The sequence below is a fragment of the Pseudomonas sp. GW821-FHT09C10 genome (genome assembly GCF_059418085.1).
The window spans coordinates 411,561-434,536 of record NZ_JBWKPE010000003.1 but is presented as its reverse complement, the minus strand read 5'-3'; the positions used below and the strand labels follow the sequence as shown (position 1 = coordinate 434,536).

Sequence of the window (22,976 nt, the reverse complement as noted above, 5' to 3'; positions counted from 1 at the left end):
TCATGAACCCGGTGTCAAAGCCTCAATGGCTCAGGGTGCGGGGGTCAACCCGACTTCTGCCTTCAATGCACTGATCAACATGTTTTCGTAGCTGAACCGCTTGCCCTGCATCGGCTCCCAGCGGTCGACATAAAACAGGCCATTGTGGTCGACCTTGATCGGCGTCGACACGATTTCCCCGGTGCGCGAACGATGCAGCAGGATGTTCTGCGAGGGCGACGGGCGTTCGATCAGGAACAGGCCGGGCCGGTTCAGGCGTGTCCTGTCTACCGCTGCGAAAGGCGTCGGGGCTTTGGTGCCGGCAACCCCTGCGTCGAGAATGAAGTCGCTGCGCAAGGCCCTGGTGTAAGGGCTGATGCCTTCGGAGACGGTCTCCCAGGCCCCCGCTCGAATGTTTTGCGCCAGCGCCGGGGCGGTGTCCCGCACATGCAGGCTGACCGCGCCCTGGAGTTCCGCGAGGCCAGGCACGCTCAGGTGGGTGTTGGTGTGCGCGCTGCCCACGAAGGCCACCCACTTGTGGGGCCCGTGTGCGGCCTGGTCGGCGTCGATGACCTTGGAGGCGAAGTAACTGAACAGCTGGTTGCGTGAGACGTCCGCGTCCCCCAACCCCTTGATGTGGTAACTGGCGGTGCAGTCCAGGGCGCGGATGCGCATGCCGTGTCTTGCCGCGATCTGGATCACTTCGGTGTAGGTATCGCTGCCTTTGTAGCCCGGCATATGGCCCCGATCCAGCTGGGAGAGGTAGCGCTTGAGGTTGTCCGGCAGCCGTTGGGTCTGCAGAAAAATATCCAGCTCGTGCTGGTGCAAATCGGTCAGCAGATGCTCCACGTACAGCGTCTTGAACTCCAGTTCCTTGAGCTTTCCCATGTAATCGCGCAGCAGGCGTTTGCTCGATTGCGCATTGTGCCCTTCACCGATCACCAGCCCCGAAAACTCGCTGTGACGGATTTTCTCCAGCAATGCCTCGGGGGTGTTCGGCAGGCCCAGTACGGATGGCTCGGGCCGGGCTGGCGGCACGTGGCTGGCCAGGTACGTGTCGGCATCCGCACTCAGGCGCGCGCGGGTATCCACAAATGCCCTGAAGGCTTCCTGATGCTCCGGGTTCTGCGGGAAGTAGCGCGTGTCCAGGCCATGCCGTGTGCTGGTCTGTCGGACGATGCTCTCCCGGAGCGGGACGGCAATGTCGTACTCGCTGTAATGCGCTGCGGCCACAGGCACAGCGCTGGGCGATGTTGCCGGTTCGGGGGCTTTGTACGGGGTGCGCATGGTCAATTGGTAATCGCCTCTGGCCAGCGCTTCACCCGCCAAGGGGGTGTCGATCCACACGCCCACGGGTTGGTCCGTACCCACATCCACCACGCGCAGCGCGACCGCGTCCTGCAGGTCCGCCAGGCCAGGCGTTTGCTCGAAAGTACGCAGCCGGGAATGATCCACCAGGGCCACCCAGCGTTCATCCTGCTCGTCGAGGGCATCGGTCTGAATGGCTTTGTGGGAGTAATAGTTTCTGATGCTGTTGCCGCGTGGCGTCGTCGGTGGGGTGTCGCCCATTTGCAGGGCGTCGTCCAGCAAGTACGAGGTTGAGGCATCCAGGGCCTTGATCTTCACGCCCTTTTCCTGAGCCTTGCGTACCAGGGCGACGTAGGAGTACTCGGCGTTCTCGGCCAAGCCAAAGGCTTTGTCGACGGTCTTCAGGTGCCGCTCGATGTGCTGCCAGGATTTTCCGCTGTTGAGCTTCTCCAGTTTTGGACGAAATACATCACCGGGCAGGTACTCGATATAAAGGTGTTTGAAACCCTTGCTGATCAACGCGTCCATGTGTGTGACCAGCAGCTGTTTACTGGCAATGGAGCCGGGCACCGCGCCAATGACCAGGTTCTTGTTACCGCTGAAGGCATCGCTGGCGATCAGTTGTGCAAACGACGTGCTGGCGTCCAGGGCCGGAAGCTCGGCGCGGGCCGGCAACGGGTCAAGGGTCTTGAAAAAGTCCTGGGCGTCGGTGGCCAGGCGTTCGGCCTGTTGCAGGTAAGCGGTACGAAGGGATTTGAGTTCAATGGCGGCGCTTCCCAGGATCACGTCTTGCGAGCCGAAATCCCACTCCGACCGCAGCAGTATCCCGGTGCGCACATCCGGGTCGAGCACCAGTTCCAGTTTGTTGGCGTACTTTGCCGGCATCTCATAAGGCTTGAGCGGCTCTGGTGTGTCGGGCAATTTTTCATACTTGGGCGCGCCACCGGTGACGCCGGTGCGGCGCCAGACGCCTTGTGCATCGGGCGCGGCCACGCGAGTCGTGGAGATCAGTTTGCCGGTAGGCGGATCGAGTCGGTACAGCAAATAACGTCCGATCGGGTCCGGGGTGTTTTTTGCCCAAAGCAACTCGCCGTCGAACAGCACCGCCTGCATGTCTGCCGGCGCAAGTACCGGGGGTTGCAGGGGATGCACCAGCTTCAGGGTCTCGCTGGTCGCGGTGGCGCTCTGGGCGGCCTCGCGCAGGGCCGGTCTTGCCAGCTGTTTAAGGGAAACCAATGCCGGACGCAGGTCGGTGAACGCCGCGCCGGCGCTGTTCAGCACATAACCGATCAGGTGTTCCACGGCGGCACTTGTATCGCCTTGTTGATAGGCGTTCAGGGCCAGCATGCCGTCCTTGAACGCCAGCAGCATGCCCAGGCTCAGGCTGACGATGGGAAACGGTGCGGTAGCAATGGCGGTGACCCATTCCACGCAGGTCCAGAGGATGCCCGTGATCACCTGGGTGCGATTGGCCGTGGTGCCTTCAACGTCGTCGATCCTGCGCTGCAGCTTCATATCGTACAGGGCCCGACGCAGATCCAGCAGGGGCGGCTGTGCACGGGTTGCGTCATAGCGTGCCGGGCTGGTGTCGGTTTTGTTCAGGTCCTCGGGCAACTGCGCCTTGGCGGTTTCCAGAAAGGTACGCACTTTAACCTGGGATTGGGCACCGACCCGCAGGGTGAAATAGGCGACCATGCCGGGCACCTTTTTCAGCAGGTAGTTGAACTGCCTGGCCTCGCGAAAGCTGATGCCATCCGGTGCGTTGGGGGTATAGAGCAGCGTCGGAAAATCAGCATGGCTGAAGAGGAAAGTGCCCATCACCCATTCGCCATTGATCAGCAGGCGATGAATGGCGTAGGTGCCGCGTGTCTCGGTGGCCGTTTCACCCATGCTGGCGATACTGCGCTCCAGCCAGTCCCAGTCGACCCCGGCGATGTGGCCCTCGAGCCGACACTCCAGGGCGGCGTTCTGCATCTGGCGCTGGGTGATACTCAGCGTTGCATTGCGCCGCAGGTCATAGTCCGCGCTGCCGACATTCAGCAATCGGCTCCGCACTTCGCTGATATAGCGCGCGCCGACCCAGGTGCCGGTGACCGAGCGGGCGACTTTCTCGGCGGTCAATGCGCTCAGGTCAATCCCCTTGGGGCCTTTGAACTGGGCGGCGCGGGAGAACTTCTCGTCGAGGAACCCCACACCGTCGGCATAACCGTCGCGGTACAGCTGGGTGTAGGTCAGGGGCGGCGGGGTCAATGAACCGAGCAGCGCCGGCGGTGAAAATGCCCAGAGGGTGTCGGGGTCGACATCGTTCTGAGGACGTCCCAGCAGCAGGTTCAGGCGTTTTTTTGCCTGGTCATGCAGGTAGTCAGCGAAGCTGGGAAACTGCGCGTCAGACAGCGGAAAATCCTCGTAGGTGAGCAACGCGCCTTCACTGTCCTCGGCCAGTTTCAACAGCTTGCGGCGGTTGTCGGCGTGGGTGGAGCGGTACCAGTTTGGGGTGCTGAATTCGTAGTCGTCGACGCGGGTCGCCAGCACATGGGCGGACATCGCCTTGAGGCAGTCGGCGTGGCTGCCGACGTTGCCAAAGCTGATCGCTGTGTACTCGCGGTCTTGAAACTTGAAGCTCAAGCCGCTCAGCACCCGCTTCATCGCTGCGCGAAAACGCAGGGCGACCCGCTTGATCAGGTAGTCGGTCAGGCTGCCAGGCGGGTGTTTTGCACCGTTGTCCAGGCTCCAGCCGAGGATGTGCTGCTGGCACGCAAGCTCAGTGTCGAAGGCCTGGAATTGCTGCTCCCGTGGTGCCTCGGGCGTGCACAGCAGCAGGCGGGTGACCGTGCCGCTGGCGTCGGTTTGGCGCAATACCCATATGTCCTGCAACTGGGCCTCGTGCAGCGACAGGGTGGCGGCGCTCAGGCGCGTGTCGGTGCCCTGGCGCAGATTCTGCACCAACTGAAAGTCCTCTTCACTGAGATGACCCTGGAGCATGGCGGTATAGGCCAGCGCGTTGATCCGCTGGTCGAGCATCTGTTCGATCGCGCGGCTGAGCGCAGGCTTGGCATGCATCTGCTGTTGCAGCTCACCGAACTCGATACGCGGCTGCAGGGTGGTCAATACCTGTGCCAGCCAGGCGGGGGTCAGGTCCTGATAGGCCGGCGGCAGCGGTGCCTCGTGGTAGGTCAGCGTGGTTTTGTTCAGGAAGTCCGAACCCGGCTCGGCATCACCGGCCTGCAGCCCGCGCAGGGTCAGGTCAATCAGGTTGCGGTCGTGTTCGTATTCACCGATGGGGTCGACGTAGCGCCGGGTGTTGACCAGCAGGTGTTCCGGCGCCAGGTCGTGGATGTCCAGCTCATCGCTCAAGCGTTCGAGCAGTCGATAGCGGGCCAGGGCCTCAGGGGTAGCGACCGGGCCCAGCACGTCGAGCAGATCCTGGCGGGCCGCGTTATAGCTCGCCAGGTGAGCGGCGAGCGCGGCCCGGCGGGGTTCGCTGGCGCTGCGATACCAGTCCGGTGCGCTGTGGCGCAGGTGGCGCTCCAGCAGGCGTCGGCTGCGCCACTGCAGGCGTGCTTCTAAGTCCGGCAAGGCCGCCGCGATGGCCTGGTCCAGGGCGTCGATCAGCACAGCGGCCTTGTGGGCCGGATTGTCTACCAGGCTCAAGGCGCGCTCGATGTCCTCGGTGCGCTTGTCGAGCAGGGCGTTGTAGGTGTGTTCGAACAGCGGTTTGTCGGTGATCGGCGTCAGTTGCAGCGGCCAGATGGCACCGGGCGTCACATCGCGATAACGCACGGGCAACAGTGCCATGAAGTCGCGTCGTTGCCCGGCATCCTCCAGGCCCTGGAGCACGTGCGTATTGAGTTGCGTCAGCGAGCCGAATGCCTCGATCCCGCGCGAAGGCGTGAACAGCATCACTTCCCCTACCGGCACAGCGCTCAGGTCGGTGACCACGGGGCTGGACGTTTCGGTCAGCACAAAGGCGCCGGCCAGCTCCACCGTCCGGTCCTGATAACGAAAGCTCAGCGCATACAGGCCTGGGCGCAACGTAGCGCCCAGCGGTACACGCGCAAGCATGGCCTGTTGCTGCGGATGCAGCAGGCGGTCCTGGGCACTGACCGTCGTTTCATTGGCCAGGGCGGTGTAGCCGGCTTCAAAGGTCATGAAGGATTTGCGCGGCTTGCCGTCGATTTGCTCGTTGCGATCGAGTGCCAGCAGATAGGTATTCAAGCTGGACTTGAGTGCTTCGACTCGTGCGAGCAGATCGCCCTGGGTGATGTCCTGATAGAGCGCGCGGCTCTTGGCCAGGAACTGCTGGCGGTAACGCTTCAGGATGCCATTGGTTTTTTCCAGGTAGGCCAGTTCGGTAGACGGTGTGTGTTCGGGCACCAGCGGCTTTTCGATCTGGAGCAGGTGGTGCCCGATCTGATTGAGGTGGCCTTTGATACCTTCAAAGGTCTGGGATGTTGTGCTCACGGGTACGCTCTCCATGCGGGGATAAGAACCTTGAGCATGCGCAGGCGGGCCATTGGCAGGGAGGTAGATAAGTAGGTTTTTTGATTGGTGGGAATAAATCTAACCGGCGACAACCTGCATGTTTCCTACAACCCTTTCAGGTTGTCCCTAGGAACCTGCCTCAATAACCTTCGCCGGTCGCTGACAATTCAGTGATCGGGGCGATTGATATGTAGGTTGGTAATAAAGAGCCACCTATATCCATTCTGACCAATATTTTGCACGATTATCTGGACACTGAAGTTGACGAAGCCTTTTGATGGTCCAGTCCTCTCTTGCGCCTTGGGGACTCTGGTCAAAGAACCTTTGAGTCAGGCTGATGACACTGCTCTTGTCAGTGCAGCGAAAGCGGTTTGGTACTCGGAAGCGAACCTTGTGGGCGAGGTGAAAGCTTTTCTGGAGGAACACTCCAGTGAGGTGGAACTTCGTCGCGCAGGCTACTTGCTTGAGCGATTCACGCGTTTTTCGTGTGCGACAGACAGTCGGGTAATGGAAGCGTTGAAAGCGCTTGAGTTGTTTTCTGCTTCCAGACAAAACGTGAAACCACAAGGTACTGTTGCGCTTCGCCGTCGTCGTGATGAGCTGGCAGTGTCTTGGGGGTTGAGTGAAGGGCTGGGTTTGAAGGCCCAGGCGTTGATACCTTTTCAGACCCGCCATTACGAGGCGCAACAACGTGCAGCAGCATCTACCTAAGCGTTGGTCGCGATCAAAGGACCCGGCTTAGGCCGGTTTTTTATTGTCTTCGATATCTTCAGCTCTCGGAGATTTCCCACAAGCTGTTCAGGTTGTCCCTCGGAACTCCCCTCACTAACCTTCGCCAGTCGCTGCTTATTCAGCGACCGGGACTGCAAGCCCGCCGAAACCTCACCAGTTAGTCACAAGCGCCTTTATAATTGCGGCGCTTTTTCATGGTCATCCAATGGTGGCTGTGTGCGGGAGACCTTCGGGTCTACCGAGATTTACTGGTGATTCTCGGTCTTGCAGGCCTGCACACAGCTGCCACCCATCAACTGCAAGTGATGCTGGTAGCTCTTACTTCACACCAGAGGTTTACCATGATCAAAGACAGTCCAAATCCCCCATCCGCCTCTCCACCCACCGACCAACTCTTCACCGTACGTCCCCATCTGAACAGCGAAACCTTGCTTGCCAATGCATCCCAGGACCTGGCGTCCGTGCAGGCGCTGGCGGCCCATCTGGCGTTTGACATCGACGGCTCGCAGCGTGATGCGGTGCTGGGGATTCATCGGATGGTGGAGGGGATCCAGTTGATGGTGGATCGAGTGCTGGATTTATCCGAGGTGCCTGCGCAGCAGTAATTCGGCGCCGATGAGGCCCATTCGCGAGCAAGCCCGCACACATTTTGATCGGTGCCCGACTTGGCAATACGATCAAATGTGGGAGCGGGCTTGCTCGCGATTGGCCAGTACGGTCACCGCCGCTCTATACCCCGGCGCCTACCTCACGACCACCAACCAAGCGCTCCAATGCTTCTCCCAACCCCGATGCCTTGTCACCCATCAACAGGTGCCAGACCCCGCTATCCAACTGGCGCACACCCTGGCAACCCAACGCCGTCAGTTGAGCTTCGGACACCACCGAATCATCGCCCAACTCCACCCTCAGCCGGGTCATCGCCACCGCTTCCAGCTGGCGCACATTGCCTCGACCTCCCAGTGCGGCCAGCCATTGTTCGGCCTCCTGCACATTCACCTCAGCCGGCTTATCCACAGGCGCAGCCGTTACGGGAGCGGAGGCCACAAACCCTGGCATCGCCAACCGAATCTCATCAGCAATGCTGTCCGCCAACGGCCCGACCACCACCTGCAAACTTCCCCCATTGCCAGGCCGCACCACGGCCATGGCGCCCAGGACTTTCAACTCGGCATCCACGGCTTTGTTGCGGTCGACCATGTCCAACCGCAGGCGCGTGGTGCAGGCGCCCACACTGAGCAAATTGGCCGCACCGCCCAAGGCCCGGATATAAGCCGTGGCGCGCTGGTTATCAGTCATCGCTTCAGCCTGTGCCACCTGGATATCCTCACGACCCGGGGTTTTCAGGTTGAAGCGGCGGATGCAGTAGCTGAACACGCTGTAGTAGATCGCCGCGTATGCCAGGCCCACCGGGATCACCAGCCAGCCATTGGTGGATTTGCCCCAGCCCAGCACCATGTCGATAAACCCACCGGAGAAGGTAAAGCCCAGGTGGATGTTCAGCATATTGGTCACCGCCATCGACAGGCCGGTGAGCAGTGCATGGATCAGGTACAGGAACGGCGCGAGGAACATGAAGGCGAATTCAATCGGCTCGGTCACCCCGGTGAGGAACGACGTCAAGGCCATGGACAGGAAGATCCCGCCCATCACCTTGCGCCGCTCCGGCAGGGCGTTGCGGTACATCGCCAGGCAGGCGGCGGGCAGGCCGAACAGCATTACCGGGAACATGCCGGTCATGAACTGGCCACCTTTGGGGTCGCCGGCAAAATAGCGGGTCAGGTCGCCGGTCACCACTGCACCCGTCACCGGGTCGGTGAAGGTACCGAACACAAACCACGCCATATTGTTGAGGATATGGTGCAAACCGGTGACGATCAGCAGGCGGTTGAACACGCCAAATACGAACGCGCCGAAGCTGCCGCTCTCCATCAGCAATACGCCGAAGCTGTTGATACCGTGCTGGATCGGCGGCCAGATCAGGCCAAAGATCACTCCCAATGCAACGGCCGAGAACCCGGTGACAATCGGCACAAACCGCCGCCCGCCGAAGAACGCCAGGTATTCCGGCAGCTTGATGTCCTTGAAGCGGTTATACAGCGCACCGGCCATCAGGCCGCTGGCGATACCGGCGAGCATGCCCATGTTGATGCTGCTGTCCATCACCTTGAGGGTGGAGACCATCACCAGGTAACCAATCGCCCCGGCCAGTCCCGCCGTGCCGTTATTGTCACGGGCAAAGCCCACGGCGATGCCGATGGCGAAGATCAGTGCCAGGTTGGCGAAAATCGCCTGCCCGGCGTCGTGCATCACCGCGATGTTCAACAGGTCGGTGTCACCCAATCGCAGCAGCAGGCCGGCAATCGGCAGGATGGCGATGGGCAGCATCAGCGCGCGGCCCAGGCGTTGCAGGCCTTCGATGAATAATTGGTGCATGGCGGGTCTCCTTTTTCTTGTTGTTGTCAGCTCAGCGGCCAGTGGTGTTGACAGGCTTGGCGAACCGCCTTGGCGCTGCTCAGGTCAAGCAGGCCAAGGCTCAGTTGCCGGCATTGCGCCGCGTCCAGGTGGCGGACGCGATCCTTGATTTCTGCGATTTGCGGCGGGCTGACGGACAGTTCGCTGACCCCCAGGCCGACCAGCACCGGCGTGGCCAGTGGGTCGGACGCCAGGGCGCCGCACACGCCGACCCAACGTTTGTGTTTCGCCGCACCGGCGCAGGTCTGGGCGATCAGCCGCAACAGCGCCGGGTGCAGCGCATCGACACGCGCGGCGAGGCCGGCATGGTCGCGGTCCATGGCCAGGGTGTACTGGGACAGGTCATTGGTGCCGATGGACAGGAAGTCCGCGTGCTCGGCCAATTGTTCGGCCATCAGCGCCGCGGCGGGCACTTCGATCATCACCCCCAGCTGGGGACGTTGGCTCAGTTCCAGCTCTGTACACAACTCATCCAGGCGCTGGCGAATCTGCAGCAGTTCGTCGACTTCGCTGACCATCGGCAACAGGATGCGGCAGCGTTGCAAGGGGCTGACTTGCAGGAGGGCGCGCAATTGCTGATCGAGCAGTTCAGGGCGCACCTGGGCCATGCGAATACCGCGCAGGCCCAGCACCGGGTTGGCTTCGACGGGCAGCGGCAGGTAATCGAGCTGCTTGTCGCCACCGACGTCGATGGTGCGGATGATCACCGACTTGTCGCCCATGGCATCCAGCACGGCTTGATAAGCGTGGCATTGTTCCTGTTCATCCGGCGCGGTGCGGCGGTCGACGAAGAGGAATTCGGTGCGCAGCAGGCCGACGCCGTCAGCGCCGTTTTCAAAGGCCACCTGGGCCTCGGCGCTGGAGGCGACATTGGCGGCCACTTCGATGTTCACGCCATCGCGGGTTTGCGCCGGTTGTTGGGCCTGGGCCTGTTGCTGCCGGCGACGCAGTGTCTGCGCGTCGCGGATCCGGTGGACTTCGGCATGACGCGCCGCGCTGGGGGCCAGTTCCAGGCGGCCGTTGCCGGCGTCGAGCACCACGCGCTGGCCGTGCGGCACATCGAGCACCTCAGCGCCCAACGCGACGACACATGGCAAGCCTTTGCCCCGCGCCAGGATGGCGACATGGGACGTGGCGCCCCCCTCGGCCATGCAGATCCCGGCAGCCTGTTGTGCGCTCAGTTGCAGCAAATCCGAAGGAGTCAGTTCATGGGCGCTGACAATCGCTCCCGCAGGCAATTCGAAATGCCAGGCTTCACCCAACAGTGCGCGCAGGACCCGTTGCTGCAGGTCGCGCAGGTCGTTGGCGCGTTCGGCGAACAGCGGCTTGCCCAGGGCCAGCAATACCGCGCACTGCGCCTGGATAGCATCGCGCCAGGCATGGGTAGCGGCGCTGCCGTGTTCGATAGCTTCGGTGGCGGCGTCCAGCAGGGCGGGGTCTTCGAGCAGGGCCAGGTGGGCGGCGAAGATCTCTTCTTCTTCGACGGCCTTGCGTTGGCGCGCCTGGTCCAGGGTGCTGCGGATTTCACCGCGAACCTGCTCCAGGGCTGCGTCCAGGCGTTGCAGTTGTTCGTCAGTGACGTGATGGCCGGGGTCCGACGGCAACTCGATACCCGCCAGCCGAAACAACGGCCCGCAGACCAGTCCCGGTGCCGCGCACACGCCCTGCAACACATCAACTTCCGTGGTTGCCCGGCGCGGCATGGCGACGACCGGTGCGTGGTGTTCTGCCTTGACGGCGGCGGACAAGGCCGCGACCAGCGCCTGCAGCGCGGCCTCGGCGTCCTTGCCGCGACAGGTCACGCGCACCTCGTCGCCTTCGCCAATGCCCAGCCCCATGAGGCCGATCAGGCTGTCGCAGGCGGCCGACCTGGCGCCGAAGTGCACCAACGCCTGGCTGCTGAAACCCTGGGCGGTCTTGCGAATCAACGCCGCCGGCCGTGCGTGCAGGCCGCCACGGTGAGTCACGCGCACGCTGGCGCTGGCTTCGGCGACGGCGTTATCCACAGCCGTTTGCTGCGCTGCGTTCGCACGCGGCACAACCTGCACCAGGGGGTCGCCCAGCCTGACGGTTTTCGCGGCCAGCGGGCGCAGTTCAAAGTGTTCGCCATTGGTGAGGATGATCAGGCTGACCAGGCTTTTGCACTGGCGGGCGATACGGTCCAGGTCAAAGCGCACCAGCGCCTGGCCATTGCTGACCCGTGCGCCTTCCTTGACCAGCAGGGCAAACCCTTCGCCGTTCAATTCGACCGTGTCGATGCCGATGTGCAGCAGCACTTCGGCGCCGTTGTCAGCGCGTATCGTCAAGGCGTGGCCGGTGCGGGCGACATGGATGACCACACCATCGCACGGCGCATGCAGGCAATCGTTGAGCGGGTCGATAGCCATGCCGTCGCCCAGGGCGCCGCTGGCGAACACGTCGTCAGGCACATTGCCCAGGGCCAGTAACGGCCCGCTGAGGGGGGCGTTGAGGGTCAGTTCATTATTGTTGTTGGGCATGGGCACGGTACTCATCAGGAAAGCGCGACTCAGTGAGTGCGGGTAACTTTGCTCAGGTGGCGCGGCTGGTCCGGGTCCAGGCCTCGGGCGACGGACAGGCCGGCCGCCATGACATAGAAACTCTGGATCGCCAGGATCGGGTCCAGGCTCGGGTGTTCGGCGCGGCTCAGGGTCAGGTCGCGTTCGGCGATATCGTCCGGTGCTGCGAGCAGCACGCGGGCACCGCGTTGGCGCATATCGGCGGCCAGGCTCAACAGGCCGGCTTGTTCGGCACCGCGCGGGGCGAACACCAGCAGTGGGTAGTTTTCATTGATCAAGGCCATCGGCCCGTGACGGACCTCGGCACTGCTGAAGGCTTCGGCCTGGATCGCCGAGGTTTCCTTGAGCTTGAGCGCCGCTTCCTGGGCGATGGCAAACCCGGCGCCACGGCCGATCACCATCAGTTGCTGGCAGCCGCGCAGCGCCTCGATGGCGGGCGTCCAGTCTTGCCCGGCGGCTTCGCGCAGGCCTTCGGGCAGGGCCTGGCAGGCCTGCAGCAAGTCGGGCTCCTGGTTCCAGTGGCCGATCAACAGCGCGCTGGCGCTGAGGGTGGCAATAAAGCTCTTGGTCGCGGCCACGCTGAGTTCCGGCCCGGCGCACAGGGGCACATGGAATTCGCAGGCGGCTTCCAGCGGCGAGTCTTCGGCGTTGACCAGCGAGATGCTCAAGGCGCCGCGCTTGCGCAGCAGGCGCAGGCTGTTGACCAGGTCCGGGCTTTGCCCCGACTGGGAGAAACCGAACGCTACCTGGCCGCTGACTTTCATGGGTGCTTGCAACAAAGTCACCACCGACATCGGCAACGACGCCACCGGAATGCCGACATGCTGCATGGCCAGGTAGGCGAAATAGCTGGCGGCGTGGTCCGAGCTGCCCCGCGCAATGGTCATCGCCACTTGCGGCGGCTGGCGGCGCAGGCGGCCGGCGACTTCTTCCAGCAACGGTTCCAGGCGTTGCAGTTGCGCCGCGACGGCGTCACCGGAGGCCAAGGCCTCTTCAAGCATTTTTGAAGACAATGGTTTCTCCTTCGACCATGACGTCGGTGAGGTGCAGGGAGCGGTCCAGGCGCACGCAATCGGCAAAGCTGCCGGGTTGCAGGCGACCGCGTTGTTCCAGGCCCAGGTAGTCCGCCGGAAATTGCGACAGGCGTTGTGAGGCTTCGCTGATGGGCAGGCCGATTTTCACCAGGTTGCGCAGCGCCTGATCCATGGTCAGGGTGCTGCCGGCCAGGGTGCCGTCGGCCAGGCGCACGCCGCCCAGGCATTTGGTCACGGTGTGGCTGCCCAGTTTGTACTCGCCGTCGGGCATGCCGGCGGCGGCGGTGGAATCGGTGACGCAGTACAGGCACGGGATCGCGCGCAGGGCCACGCGCATGGCGCCGGGGTGCACGTGGAGCAGATCCGGGATCAGCTCGGCGTACTTGGCGTGGGCCAGTGCTGCGCCGACGATGCCCGGTTCGCGGTGATGCAACGGGCTCATGGCGTTGTACAAATGGGTGAAGCTGGTGGCGCCGGCGGCGAGGGCGGCGACGCCTTCTTCATAGCTGCCCAGGGTGTGGCCGATCTGCATGCGCACGCCGCGTTCGCTGAGGGCGCGGATCAGGGCGTCGTGGCCGGCGATTTCCGGGGCGATGGTGATCACCCGGATCGGCGCCAGGCGCAGGTAGGCTTCGACTTCAGCCATCAATGCGGTGTGGGCGAAGTTGGGCTGCGCGCCGAGTTTTCCCGGGTTGATGTAGGGGCCTTCCAGGTGCACGCCGAGTACCCGGGCGCTGCCCGTAGGACGCTGCTCGCAGAAGCGGCCGAGTTGGCCGAGCACGCTGGAGATTTCGTCCACCGGCGCGGTCATGGTGGTGGCCAACAGCGACGTCGTACCAAAACGCACATGGGTGCGGGTGATGGTCTCGAAGGCGTCGGCGCCTTCCATGATGTCTTTACCGCCGCCGCCGTGGACATGCAGGTCGATAAAACCCGGCAGCAGGTACGGCAAATTGTTTTGCGCCGGGTCGCAAGGCTCGCCTTCAATGGCGATGACCTTGCCGTGCTGGTGCACCAGGCGGCCGCGCATCCAGCCGTGGGGCGTGAGGATATTGTCTTCGGACATGGGCAGTTCTCTAAGGCCGCAACTCGGCGGCAAAGTCATACCGGCGAAGCTCTGCGACAAAGTCGTAGTAGTCGTTGCGGCAGTAGGTGTCGGTGATTTCGATCGGCGTGTTGTCGGCGGTGTAGCCGACCCGGGTCATCAGCAGCATGGCGGTGCCGGGGGCGATGCCCACCAGCCGGGCGAATTCGTCCGAGGCGTTGATCGCCTGGATGTGTTGCAGGGCGCGAACGATAGGTTTGCCGATGCCTTCCAGGTATTCGTACAGCGAATGGCCGATGGCTTGCGGCTGCGGCAGTACCGAGGCGGGCATGGCGGTCATCTCGATGGCCATTACCGTGTCATCGGCTTTACGCAGGCGTTTGAGGCGCGCCACCTTGTCGGTCGGCGACAGGCACAGGCGGATCAGTTCTTCGTGGGTCGGCGGGGTGATCTCGCGCTCCAGCCATTGGGAGCTGGGCACAAAGCCCTTGAGGCGCAACATCTCGCTGAACCCCGACAAGCGCGACAGCGGCTGCTCCAGGCGTGGCGTGATAAAGGTGCCGGAGCCCTGGCTACGGCGGATCAGGCCTTGGGCGAACAACACTTCCAACGCTTTGCGGGCGGTCACCCGCGAAATGCTCAGCTGTTCGCTGAGGGCGCGCTCCGAGGGCAGGGCCTGTTCGGATTTCCACTGGCCGGCATGGATCGCCGCTTCCAGGTTGCGGGCCAATTGCAGGTACAGCGGCGTGGATTGTTTGTCGTCGGGACGCAGCGTCAGGATGGGGTTCATCTATGAGGTTTCCGATGCGGTTATTGGAGTGTTGTCGCCCGGTATTGGTCGGAAGCTAATACCACTTAAATACCATGTCAATGCTGCCAAAACGGTGCGAGTACCGGTTTCAGGGCGCCTTAATGGTGCCTGGTATCAAGTGGTATTAGAGAGGTCTTTATCGCGCGCAGAAGTGCGCAGCCCGCGCGATGAATTGGTATTCACCGGCAGGCCTGGGCGGAGGAGGGAAAGATTTTTTAATTAAATTACGAACGGTCGAAGATTTACGGGCGGATCTCGATCAGCGTGCCGTCCTTGACCAGGTTCCAGACTTCGCGCATGTCGACGTTGCGCATGCCGATGCAGCCGTCGGTCCAGTCCAGGGTGTGAAACCACTGCTCCGGGTACTCTTCGGTGTCGGGCGTGCCGTGGATCATGATCATGCTGCCGGGCTTCACCCCTTCGCGGCGAGCGCGGGCGGCATCGCTGATATTCGGGTAGGAGATGTGCATGGACAGGTAGTAGCGGTCGCTGGTCTTGCGCCAGTCGATCCAGTACAGGCCTTCCGGCGTGCGGCGGTCGCCCTCGATCAGCTTGTGGCCCTTGGGGTTCTTGCCCAGGGAAATACGATAGGTCTTGAGGGGCTTGCCGTCGTTGATCAACTGCAATTGGTGGGCGGACTTGAGCACCAGGACTTTTTCGACCGTCTTGCCGCCCAGGGTTTCCACGGTAGAGGCCGGCGAAAGCGTGGCGAACCACAGGCAGATCAGAGCAAGCAACCAACGCATTAAAACGGTATCCCTGTGGCGACGAGCTGCCGAATGGTTATTGGGCGGGCTTGGAAAGAGGTGGCACGGCTTCGCTGCGCACCGGGAACGACTGCTGGCGGCGGTCAGCGAAAAAGTATTCTAGGGTACGCCCGACCGTGCGGAAAGCCAGCTCGGACCAAGGGATGTCCGCCTCGTCGAACAGCTGCACTTCGAGGCTTTCGGGGCCTGCGGCGAAGTCCAGGTCGACCAGTTCGGCACGGTAGAAGATATGCACCTGGCTGATGTGCGGCACATCGATCAGGGTGTAAATGCTCAGGTTGCGCACCCGGGCGCAGGCCTCTTCCAGGGTTTCGCGCATGGCGGCCTGTTCCACGGTCTCGCCGTTTTCCATGAAACCTGCGGGCAGGGTCCAGTAACCCAGGCGCGGCTCGATGGCGCGGCGGCACAGCAGCACTTTATCGCCCCATACCGGCAGGGTGCCGGCGACGATATTGGGGTTTTGATAGTGAATGGTCGAGCAGTGATCACACACGAAACGCAGGCGAGCGTCGCCTTCGGGAATGCGCTGGGTAACCGGTTTACCGCACTGGCTGCAGAAATTCATGCTGGGGTTCCTGGAAAGTGCGTCTATCTTGGCTTGGCTGGCAGGGGCCTGCAAGTTGTCGTTTAGCGACATGCTCCGGGTTTTGGGGTTGGGCGCCCGGCGGCTTTGGTGCATGATGCAAGGTAGCCAACAGACCGAGATGACTCATGCTGGACGAGCTACTTCGCCGGGTAAGCAATCACACCCCCCACACGCTGGAAACCGATGGGCGTTTCCCCGAGGCCGCGGTGCTGGTGCCGATTACCCGCAGTGACGAACCTGAGCTGATCCTGACCCTGCGCGCCAGCGGCCTGTCGACCCATGGTGGCGAAGTGGCCTTTCCCGGCGGGCGCCGCGACCCCGAAGACCCAGACCTTATCTTCACCGCCCTGCGTGAAGCCGAAGAAGAAATCGGCCTGCCCCCCGGCCTGGTGGAAGTCATCGGCCCGCTGAGCCCGCTGATCTCCCTGCACGGCATCCGGGTCACGCCCTATGTGGGGGTGATCCCCGACTACGTCGAGTACCTGGCCAACGATGCCGAGATTGCCGCCGTCTTCAGCGTGCCTTTGGATTTTTTCCGACAGGACCCGCGCGAACATACCCACCGCATCGATTACCAGGGCCGCAGTTGGTACGTGCCCAGTTATCGCTTCGGCGAATACAAGATCTGGGGCCTGACGGCAATCATGATCGTCGAGTTGATCAACCTGCTTTATGACGACGCCCAGATCAGCCTGCACCAGCCGCCCAAGAGCTTCATCAATACCTAAGCCGTCGTTTGAACGGCCAGCCGTGAGGGAAAACCATGAAATACCGCCTGGGCGACGCCCGCGTCGAGACCCATCCACACAGCTGGGTGGCGCCGAATGCCACGCTGGTGGGCAAGGTCAAGCTGGAGGAGGGCGCCAATGTCTGGTTCAACGCAGTGCTGCGTGGCGACAACGAGCTGATCCTGATCGGCAAGAACAGCAACGTCCAGGACGGCAGCGTGATGCACACCGACATGGGCTACCCGCTGACCCTGGGCACCGGCGTGACCATCGGCCATAACGCCATGCTGCACGGCTGCACGGTCGACGATTACAGCCTGATCGGTATCAATGCGGTGATCCTCAACGGCGCCAAGATCGGCAAGCACTGCATCATCGGCGCCAACTCGCTGATCGGCGAAGGCAAGGAAATTCCCGATGGCTCCCTGGTGATGGGCTCGCCGGGCAAAGTGGTGCGTGAATTGACCGACGCACAGAAGCGGATGCTGGAAGCCAGCGCTGCGCACTATGTGCATAACGCCCAGCGTTACGCGCGGGATCTGGCAGAGCAGGAAGAATGAGTGCAGTTGAACGACCTGTTGCCTCGCCCTGCGTGAGTATTTGTGCGCTGGATGATGACGATATCTGCACCGGCTGCCAGCGCACAGTGGATGAGATTACGCGTTGGAGCCGCATGGACAACGCCGAGCGCCGGGTGGTGTTGGGCTTGTGTCATGAGCGGGCTTTGGCGAATGGGTTGGTGTTTATGGCTTCTGGTAAATCCGGCGCCTGATGGATCGCCATCGGGGGCAAGCCCCCTCCCACATTTTGACCGCATTCCTACAGATTAAACGCGGTTAAGTGTGGGAGGGGGCTTGCCCCCGATGAGGTCCACCCAGACGACATATTTCCAAATGTGAAGTACCCTGTGCCCCTTGTTCACAGGTCCTTCGCCTCATGCTCTTCCTGATCGCCTACATCAGCAGCGTCGTGCTGATCAACTTCGCCTTCTCCACCGCCCCGCACCTGGATGTCATCTGGTCAGCCTGGGGTGGCCTAGTGTTTATCCTGCGCGACATGGTGCAAACCCGCTTCGGCCACGGGGCGATCATCGCCATGCTGGCGGCGCTGGTGTTGTCGTATATCACTTCGGACCCGTCCATCGCCCTGGCCAGCGCCACGGCATTCGCGGTGTCGGAATGCATCGACTGGCTGGTGTTCAGCATCACCAAGCGCCCGCTCCACGACCGCCTGTGGATAAGTTCGGCGCTGAGCATTCCCCTTGATACCTTTATCTTCTTCGGCCTGATCGGTGCGCTCACCCCTGCCGTGGTGGGCACCGCCTTGGCGTCGAAGTTCGCCGGGGTCACGGCGGTGTGGCTGATCATGGCCTGGCGCATCCGCAAGCGGGCCGTCGCCAACTGAGGCCAATTTTTACAGTTCATGTAAAATGCCGGCCTTTCTCCCCATGATCCGCTCCCCTGAGGACCTGAGATGACCCGAATCGGAACTCCATTGTCGCCAACCGCGACCCGCGTTTTGCTGTGTGGCTGCGGTGAGCTGGGCAAGGAAGTGGTGATTGAACTGCAACGCCTGGGCGTTGAAGTGATTGCCGTGGATCGCTACGCCAACGCGCCGGCCATGCAGGTTGCCCATCGCAGCCATGTGATCAATATGCTCGACGGCGCCGCCCTGCGTGCGGTGATCGAAGCGGAAAAACCGCACTTCATCGTGCCGGAAATCGAAGCCATCGCCACCGCGACCCTGGTGGAGCTGGAGGCCGAAGGCTTCACCGTGATCCCGACCGCCCGCGCCACGTCGCTGACCATGAACCGTGAGGGCATCCGTCGCCTGGCCGCCGAAGAGCTGGACCTGCCGACCTCGCCGTACCACTTCGCCGACACTTTCGAAGACTACAGCAAGGCCGTCCAGGACCTGGGCTTCCCCTGCGTGGTCAAGCCGGTGATGAGCTCGTCGGGCAAGGGCCAGAGCCTGCTGCGCAGCGTCGACGACGTGCAGAGAGCCTGGGACTACGCCCAGGAAGGCGGGCGTGCCGGTAAAGGCCGGGTGATCATCGAAGGCTTTATCGACTTCGACTACGAAATCACCCTGCTGACCGTCCGTCACATCGGCGGCACCACCTTCTGCGCGCCGGTCGGCCACCGTCAGGAGAAGGGCGACTACCAGGAATCCTGGCAGCCGCAAGCCATGAGCCCGGTTGCCCTGGCCGAGTCCGAGCGCGTGGCCAAGGCGGTGACCGAGGCTTTGGGCGGTCGTGGTTTGTTTGGCGTGGAGCTGTTCATCAAAGGCGATCAGGTGTGGTTCAGCGAAGTGTCGCCGCGCCCCCATGACACCGGCCTGGTGACCCTGATTTCCCAGGACCTGTCACAGTTTGCCCTGCATGCGCGCGCCATCCTCGGCCTGCCGATCCCGTTGATCCGTCAGTTCGGGCCTTCGGCTTCGGCGGTGATTTTGGTGGAAGGGCAGTCGACCCAGACCGCATTCGCCAACCTCGGCGCGGCCTTGAGCGAGCCGGACACGGCGTTGCGTCTGTTTGGCAAGCCAGAAGTGAATGGCCAGCGCCGCATGGGCGTGGCGTTGGCGCGGGATGAGTCGATTGAAGCGGCTCGTGCCAAGGCGACCCGTGCTTCCCAAGCGGTTGTGGTAGAGCTCTAAAAGCATCGGGGACAAGCCCCCTCCCACACTCGAATGTAGGAGGGCGCTTGCCCCGATAGCTGTTTATCAGGCAACCCTGTTCAAATCATTATTCCGCGTCTCTTTCAGGCACAGCACCGCAATCAAGCTGAGCAACGCCGCCGCCGACACATACCCACCGACATAACTCAGCCCACCCATCGCCACCAGCTTGGTCGCGAAGAACGGTGCGGCCGAAGCGCCCACGATCCCACCCAGGTTATACGCCGCCGAAGCCCCGGTATAACGCACGCGGGTCGGGAACAATTCCGGCAACAGCGCGCCCATCGGCGCGAAGGTCACGCCCATCAGGAACAGCTCCAGGGCCAAAAACAGTGCCACGGCCCAGGTAGAGCCGTGGGTCAGCAATGGCTCCATGGTGAAGCCCGACAGAATCGCCAGGATCGCGCCGACGATCAGCACCGGCTTGCGCCCGTAGCGATCACTGGCCAAGGCCGCCAACGGTGTGGCCAGGCCCATGAACAGCACTGCAAAGCACAGCAACCCCAGAAACGTCTCGCGGCTGTAGCCCAGGGTCGAAACGCCGTAGCTCAGGGAAAAGGCCGTGGTGATGTAGAACAGCGCGTAGCACACTACCATCGACGCGGCGCCCAGCAGGACCGGCAACCAATGCTGGCTGAACAGCTCCACCAGCGGCACTTTCACCGGGGCTTCCTTCGCCACGGCATTGGCGAACACCGGGGTTTCATGCAGCTTCAGGCGCGCATACAGGCCGACCATCACCAAGGCTGCGCTGAGGATGAACGGGATGCGCCAGCCCCAACTGCGGAACTGCTCGTCATTCAGGCTCATCGCCAGGATCAGGAACAAACCGTTGGCCGCCAGGAATCCGATCGATGGGCCCAGTTGCGGGAACATGCCGAACCAGGCGCGCTTGCCTTTCGGCGCGTTCTCGGTGGCCAGCAACGCTGCACCGCCCCATTCCCCGCCAAGCCCCAGGCCTTGGCCGAAGCGCAGCACACACAACAGGATAGGTGCCCAGGCACCGATGCTGTCATAACCGGGCAGCAAGCCGATCAGCGTGGTGCACACACCCATCAGCAGCAGCGAGGCCACCAGGGTCGATTTGCGGCCGATGCGGTCGCCGAAGTGGCCGAACAGCGCCGAGCCCAGCGGGCGCGCGATAAAGGCGATACCGAAGGTCAGGAACGACGCCAGCATCTGCGCGGTACCGGAAGTCTGCGGAAAGAACACCGGCCCGATCACCAGCGCGGCAGCCGTGGCATAGATATAGAAGTCGTAGAACTCGATGGCGGTGCCGACGATGCTCGCGGTGGCGACACGTGCGGTCGAGTTGGTCGGGGCGGCGGTCGCGGCCTCGTTATAGGTGGTGCTCATGGCGGTATCCCTGACGGTCATTGCGCGTTTGGACGCGGATTATTATTGGGTCGAACACCCTTGGATCAGGGTTGTGCGCGGGGCGGCTCGGGATGGGAGCGAACACCGGTCGGACATGGTAAAGCGGTGCCTGGACGCGCTGAGTGCGGGTAGCACGCGGTCGGGCGGGGGCTTGGGTAAGCCGCAGGGATTATAGGAAGGGGTTTGGAATTACAACAAGTGACTGGCGTGCCGCAAATCAAAATGTGGGCGGGGCTTGCCCCTTCCCACACGGGATTATCAGAAAGCTATGCGGCCACAGGCATGTGGCTGGTATGCCAGATCAGCACCTTGCTGACGCGGTTGTCCTCGGTCTCGAGGATTTCCAGGCGGTAGCGGCCGATCTTCAGGCACACCGCGCAATCCGGAATGGTTTCCAGGGCTTCGGTGACCAGGCCGTTGAGGGTCTTGGGGCCATCGCTGGGCAGGTGCCAGCCCAGGCTCTTGTTCAATTCGCGGATCGACGCGGCGCCGTCGATGATATAGCGGCCATCGGGCTGCGCTTCGATATGCGGGTTGTCCGCACTTTGCTCGTTTTCGAATTCGCCGACGATTTCTTCGAGAATATCTTCCAAGGTGACGATACCCAGGACTTCGCCGTATTCATCCACCACCATGCCCAGGCGGCGCTGCTGCTTGTGGAAGTTCAGCAATTGCAGTTGCAGGGGCGTGCTTTCCGGGACGAAGTAGGGTTCGTAGGAGGCCGCGAGCAAGGCTTCCTTGGTCAGGCTGGCGTCCGGCAGCAGATGCTGGATCAGCCGGGTGTTCAGTACGGCTTCGACCTGGTTGATGTCACTGTGGAACACCGGCAGGCGAGTGCGCGGGGAGGTGCGCAGTTGCTCGATGATTTCTTCGATCGAGTCATCCAGGTTGATACCGTCCACTTCGCTGCGGGGCACCAGGATGTCATTGACGGTGATGTTGTCCAGGGCGTGGATGCCCGGCATGCCTGGGGTACGGCTGTCGTCGGCCTCGGGCTGCGCTTCATCGTCGTGGTCGGGCAGTGGCTCGTCGCTGTTTTTCACCACGCCGGGCTTTCGGGCAAACGGGCGCAACAGCAACAGGCTGATGCCATTGAGCAGCCAGGCAACGGGGTAGAGGATTTTCAACGGCACGCCCAGCAGCGTGTTGCCGAAGCCCAGCACCGCGTGCGGATGCCGGGTTGCCAGGGCGCGGGGCAGGTAGTCGGCCAGGATCAGCAGGACGGCGCAGGAGATCAGCCAGCCGAGCCACGGGCCGTTCTGTGCCCAGGCATAAATCGCCAGCAGGGTGCAGAGGATGACCACGGCCGCACGGCACAGGCTGTTGCACAGGATCAGGCTGTGGCGCGGGAAGCTCAGGCGGGCGGCAGCCTTGTCGCCCTGGCGTGTACCGGGGCGCAGGGCCAGGAGGTGTTGTTGTGCGGCTTCGATGGCGGTAAACAGCGCCGCCCATAACACCAGCAGGGCGATTACCGCGAGCATCGGCCCCAGGGGCAAGTTGTCCATTTTGGCTGCCCGTCAGATATGCAGGATGTATTCGCGAACCAGCTTGCTGCCGAAATAGGCCAGCATCAGCAGGCAGAAACCGGCCAGGGTCCAGCGAATCGCTTTGTGCCCGCGCCAGCCAAGGCGGTTGCGGCCCCACAGCAATACGCTGAACACTACCCAGGCCAGGCACGCCAGCAGGGTCTTGTGCACCAGGTGCTGGGCAAACAGGTTTTCGACGAACAGCCAACCGGAAATCAGCGACAGCGACAGCAGCGTCCAGCCGGCCCACAGGAAACCGAACAGCAGGCTTTCCATGGTTTGCAGCGGCGGGAAGTTCTTGATCAGTCCGGAAGGGTGCTTGTGCTTGAGCTGGTGGTCCTGCAACAGCAGGAGCAAGGCCTGGAACACCGCGATGGTGAACATGCCGTAGGCCAGGATCGACAGCAGGATATGGGCGAGGATGCCTGGCTCTTCATCGATCACCTGCACCGTGCCGGTGGGGGCGAACTGCGCGAGCAGCACCGTCAGCACGCCCAATGGGAAGAGCAGGACCAGCAGGTTCTCGACAGGAATCCGATAACAGGCCATCAGCGTCAGCGCAATCACCGCCGCGGCGATCAGGCTGGCGGCGCTGAAGAAGTCCAGGCCCAGGCCAACCGGCGTCATCAGGTGGGTGAACAGGCTCGCGGCATGGGCCAGCAGGGCGAGGACGCCCAGGCCGACCAGCAGGCGTTTGTCCGCCTTGGCGCCTTGGGCCAGACGAGAGCCCTGATAGAGGGTCGCAGCGGCATACAAGATGGCGGCGGCGAGGCTGGGTAGCAAACTGGGTGACAAGGGGAGCATAAATCCTGATAGACAAGCCCGAAAGGCGCTGAGTTTGGCATACACCTGCGTTCCACGAAAGACTCCAGGGCCAGACAGCGGGTGTGCATGGGCGCAGTCTTCGCTATAA

Annotated in this window: 18 protein-coding genes; 7 read left to right on the top strand and 11 right to left on the bottom strand. The window is 62.6% G+C overall.

What is annotated here, in order from left to right:
• Positions 1-30: 30 nt before the first annotated feature.
• Positions 31-5,748 (bottom strand): membrane-targeted effector domain-containing toxin, encoded by a 5,718-nt coding sequence (locus tag AC07OT_RS09025; RefSeq protein WP_495107910.1) that lies wholly within the window; start codon positions 5,746-5,748, stop codon positions 31-33.
• A gap of 282 nt (positions 5,749-6,030) precedes the next feature.
• Here AC07OT_RS09025 and AC07OT_RS09020 point away from each other — a divergent pair, with 282 nt between their 5' ends.
• Both AC07OT_RS09020 and AC07OT_RS09015 read left to right on the top strand, forming a co-directional pair.
• The gene (locus tag AC07OT_RS09020; RefSeq protein ID WP_065939231.1) at positions 6,031-6,480 is read left to right on the top strand and encodes a hypothetical protein; all 450 of its coding nucleotides are present in this window, start codon (positions 6,031-6,033) and stop codon (positions 6,478-6,480) included.
• Between the two features lie 362 nt (positions 6,481-6,842).
• A complete protein-coding gene (locus tag AC07OT_RS09015) occupies positions 6,843-7,106 on the top strand; it encodes a DUF6124 family protein (protein ID WP_495100480.1) in 264 nt (87 codons plus the stop codon).
• 124 nt (positions 7,107-7,230) lie between these two features.
• Here the strand turns inward: AC07OT_RS09015 and nagE are convergent, their stop codons facing one another.
• From nagE to AC07OT_RS08980, 7 genes are all read right to left on the bottom strand, one after another.
• Entirely contained in the window at positions 7,231-8,937 is a 1,707-nt protein-coding gene (nagE, locus tag AC07OT_RS09010; RefSeq protein WP_495107909.1) for an N-acetylglucosamine-specific PTS transporter subunit IIBC, read from the bottom strand.
• A 26-nt stretch (positions 8,938-8,963) separates the two neighbouring features.
• Entirely contained in the window at positions 8,964-11,474 is a 2,511-nt protein-coding gene (gene ptsP / locus AC07OT_RS09005) for a phosphoenolpyruvate--protein phosphotransferase (RefSeq protein ID WP_495107908.1), read from the bottom strand.
• 29 nt (positions 11,475-11,503) lie between these two features.
• Positions 11,504-12,514: an SIS domain-containing protein gene (locus AC07OT_RS09000; protein ID WP_495107935.1), complete on the bottom strand. Its 1,011-nt coding sequence runs from the start codon at positions 12,512-12,514 to the stop codon at positions 11,504-11,506.
• On the bottom strand, positions 12,507-13,613 hold the full coding sequence (gene nagA / locus AC07OT_RS08995; RefSeq protein WP_065939226.1) for an N-acetylglucosamine-6-phosphate deacetylase: 1,107 nt from the start codon (positions 13,611-13,613) through the stop codon (positions 12,507-12,509). The genes AC07OT_RS09000 and nagA overlap by 8 nt, the downstream gene beginning before the upstream one ends.
• A gap of 10 nt (positions 13,614-13,623) precedes the next feature.
• Positions 13,624-14,382, bottom strand: a complete 759-nt coding sequence (locus tag AC07OT_RS08990; RefSeq protein ID WP_027605447.1) for a GntR family transcriptional regulator — start codon at positions 14,380-14,382, stop codon at positions 13,624-13,626.
• A gap of 263 nt (positions 14,383-14,645) precedes the next feature.
• The gene (locus AC07OT_RS08985) at positions 14,646-15,149 is read right to left on the bottom strand and encodes a L,D-transpeptidase family protein (RefSeq protein WP_495107907.1); all 504 of its coding nucleotides are present in this window, start codon (positions 15,147-15,149) and stop codon (positions 14,646-14,648) included.
• 37 nt (positions 15,150-15,186) lie between these two features.
• Positions 15,187-15,735, bottom strand: a complete 549-nt coding sequence (locus AC07OT_RS08980; RefSeq protein WP_092489929.1) for an NUDIX hydrolase — start codon at positions 15,733-15,735, stop codon at positions 15,187-15,189.
• Positions 15,736-15,881: 146 nt separating this feature from the next.
• On the opposite strand from AC07OT_RS08980, the gene AC07OT_RS08975 reads away from it, so the two are divergent.
• The 5 genes from AC07OT_RS08975 to purT all read left to right on the top strand — a co-directional run bounded on the left by AC07OT_RS08975 (position 15,882) and on the right by purT (position 19,139).
• Positions 15,882-16,484, top strand: coding sequence for a CoA pyrophosphatase (locus AC07OT_RS08975; protein ID WP_015885706.1), 603 nt, complete (start codon positions 15,882-15,884; stop codon positions 16,482-16,484).
• 35 nt (positions 16,485-16,519) lie between these two features.
• The gene (locus AC07OT_RS08970; RefSeq protein WP_027605450.1) at positions 16,520-17,044 is read left to right on the top strand and encodes a gamma carbonic anhydrase family protein; all 525 of its coding nucleotides are present in this window, start codon (positions 16,520-16,522) and stop codon (positions 17,042-17,044) included.
• Positions 17,041-17,256, top strand: a complete 216-nt coding sequence (locus AC07OT_RS08965; protein ID WP_034115014.1) for a DUF1289 domain-containing protein — start codon at positions 17,041-17,043, stop codon at positions 17,254-17,256. The genes AC07OT_RS08970 and AC07OT_RS08965 overlap by 4 nt, the downstream gene beginning before the upstream one ends.
• A 164-nt stretch (positions 17,257-17,420) precedes the next feature.
• Entirely contained in the window at positions 17,421-17,888 is a 468-nt protein-coding gene (locus tag AC07OT_RS08960) for a VUT family protein (RefSeq protein WP_065924836.1), read from the top strand.
• A gap of 69 nt (positions 17,889-17,957) precedes the next feature.
• The gene (gene purT, locus AC07OT_RS08955; protein ID WP_495107906.1) at positions 17,958-19,139 is read left to right on the top strand and encodes a formate-dependent phosphoribosylglycinamide formyltransferase; all 1,182 of its coding nucleotides are present in this window, start codon (positions 17,958-17,960) and stop codon (positions 19,137-19,139) included.
• Positions 19,140-19,205: 66 nt separating this feature from the next.
• Here the strand turns inward: purT and AC07OT_RS08950 are convergent, their stop codons facing one another.
• The 3 genes from AC07OT_RS08950 to AC07OT_RS08940 all read right to left on the bottom strand — a co-directional run bounded on the left by AC07OT_RS08950 (position 19,206) and on the right by AC07OT_RS08940 (position 22,867).
• A complete protein-coding gene (locus AC07OT_RS08950; RefSeq protein ID WP_495100484.1) occupies positions 19,206-20,516 on the bottom strand; it encodes an MFS transporter in 1,311 nt (436 codons plus the stop codon).
• A gap of 287 nt (positions 20,517-20,803) precedes the next feature.
• Positions 20,804-22,042, bottom strand: a complete 1,239-nt coding sequence (locus AC07OT_RS08945; protein ID WP_115487220.1) for a transporter associated domain-containing protein — start codon at positions 22,040-22,042, stop codon at positions 20,804-20,806.
• A 12-nt stretch (positions 22,043-22,054) separates the two neighbouring features.
• Positions 22,055-22,867, bottom strand: coding sequence for a cytochrome C assembly family protein (locus AC07OT_RS08940; RefSeq protein WP_065939219.1), 813 nt, complete (start codon positions 22,865-22,867; stop codon positions 22,055-22,057).
• Between the last annotated feature and the right edge of the window lie 109 nt (positions 22,868-22,976).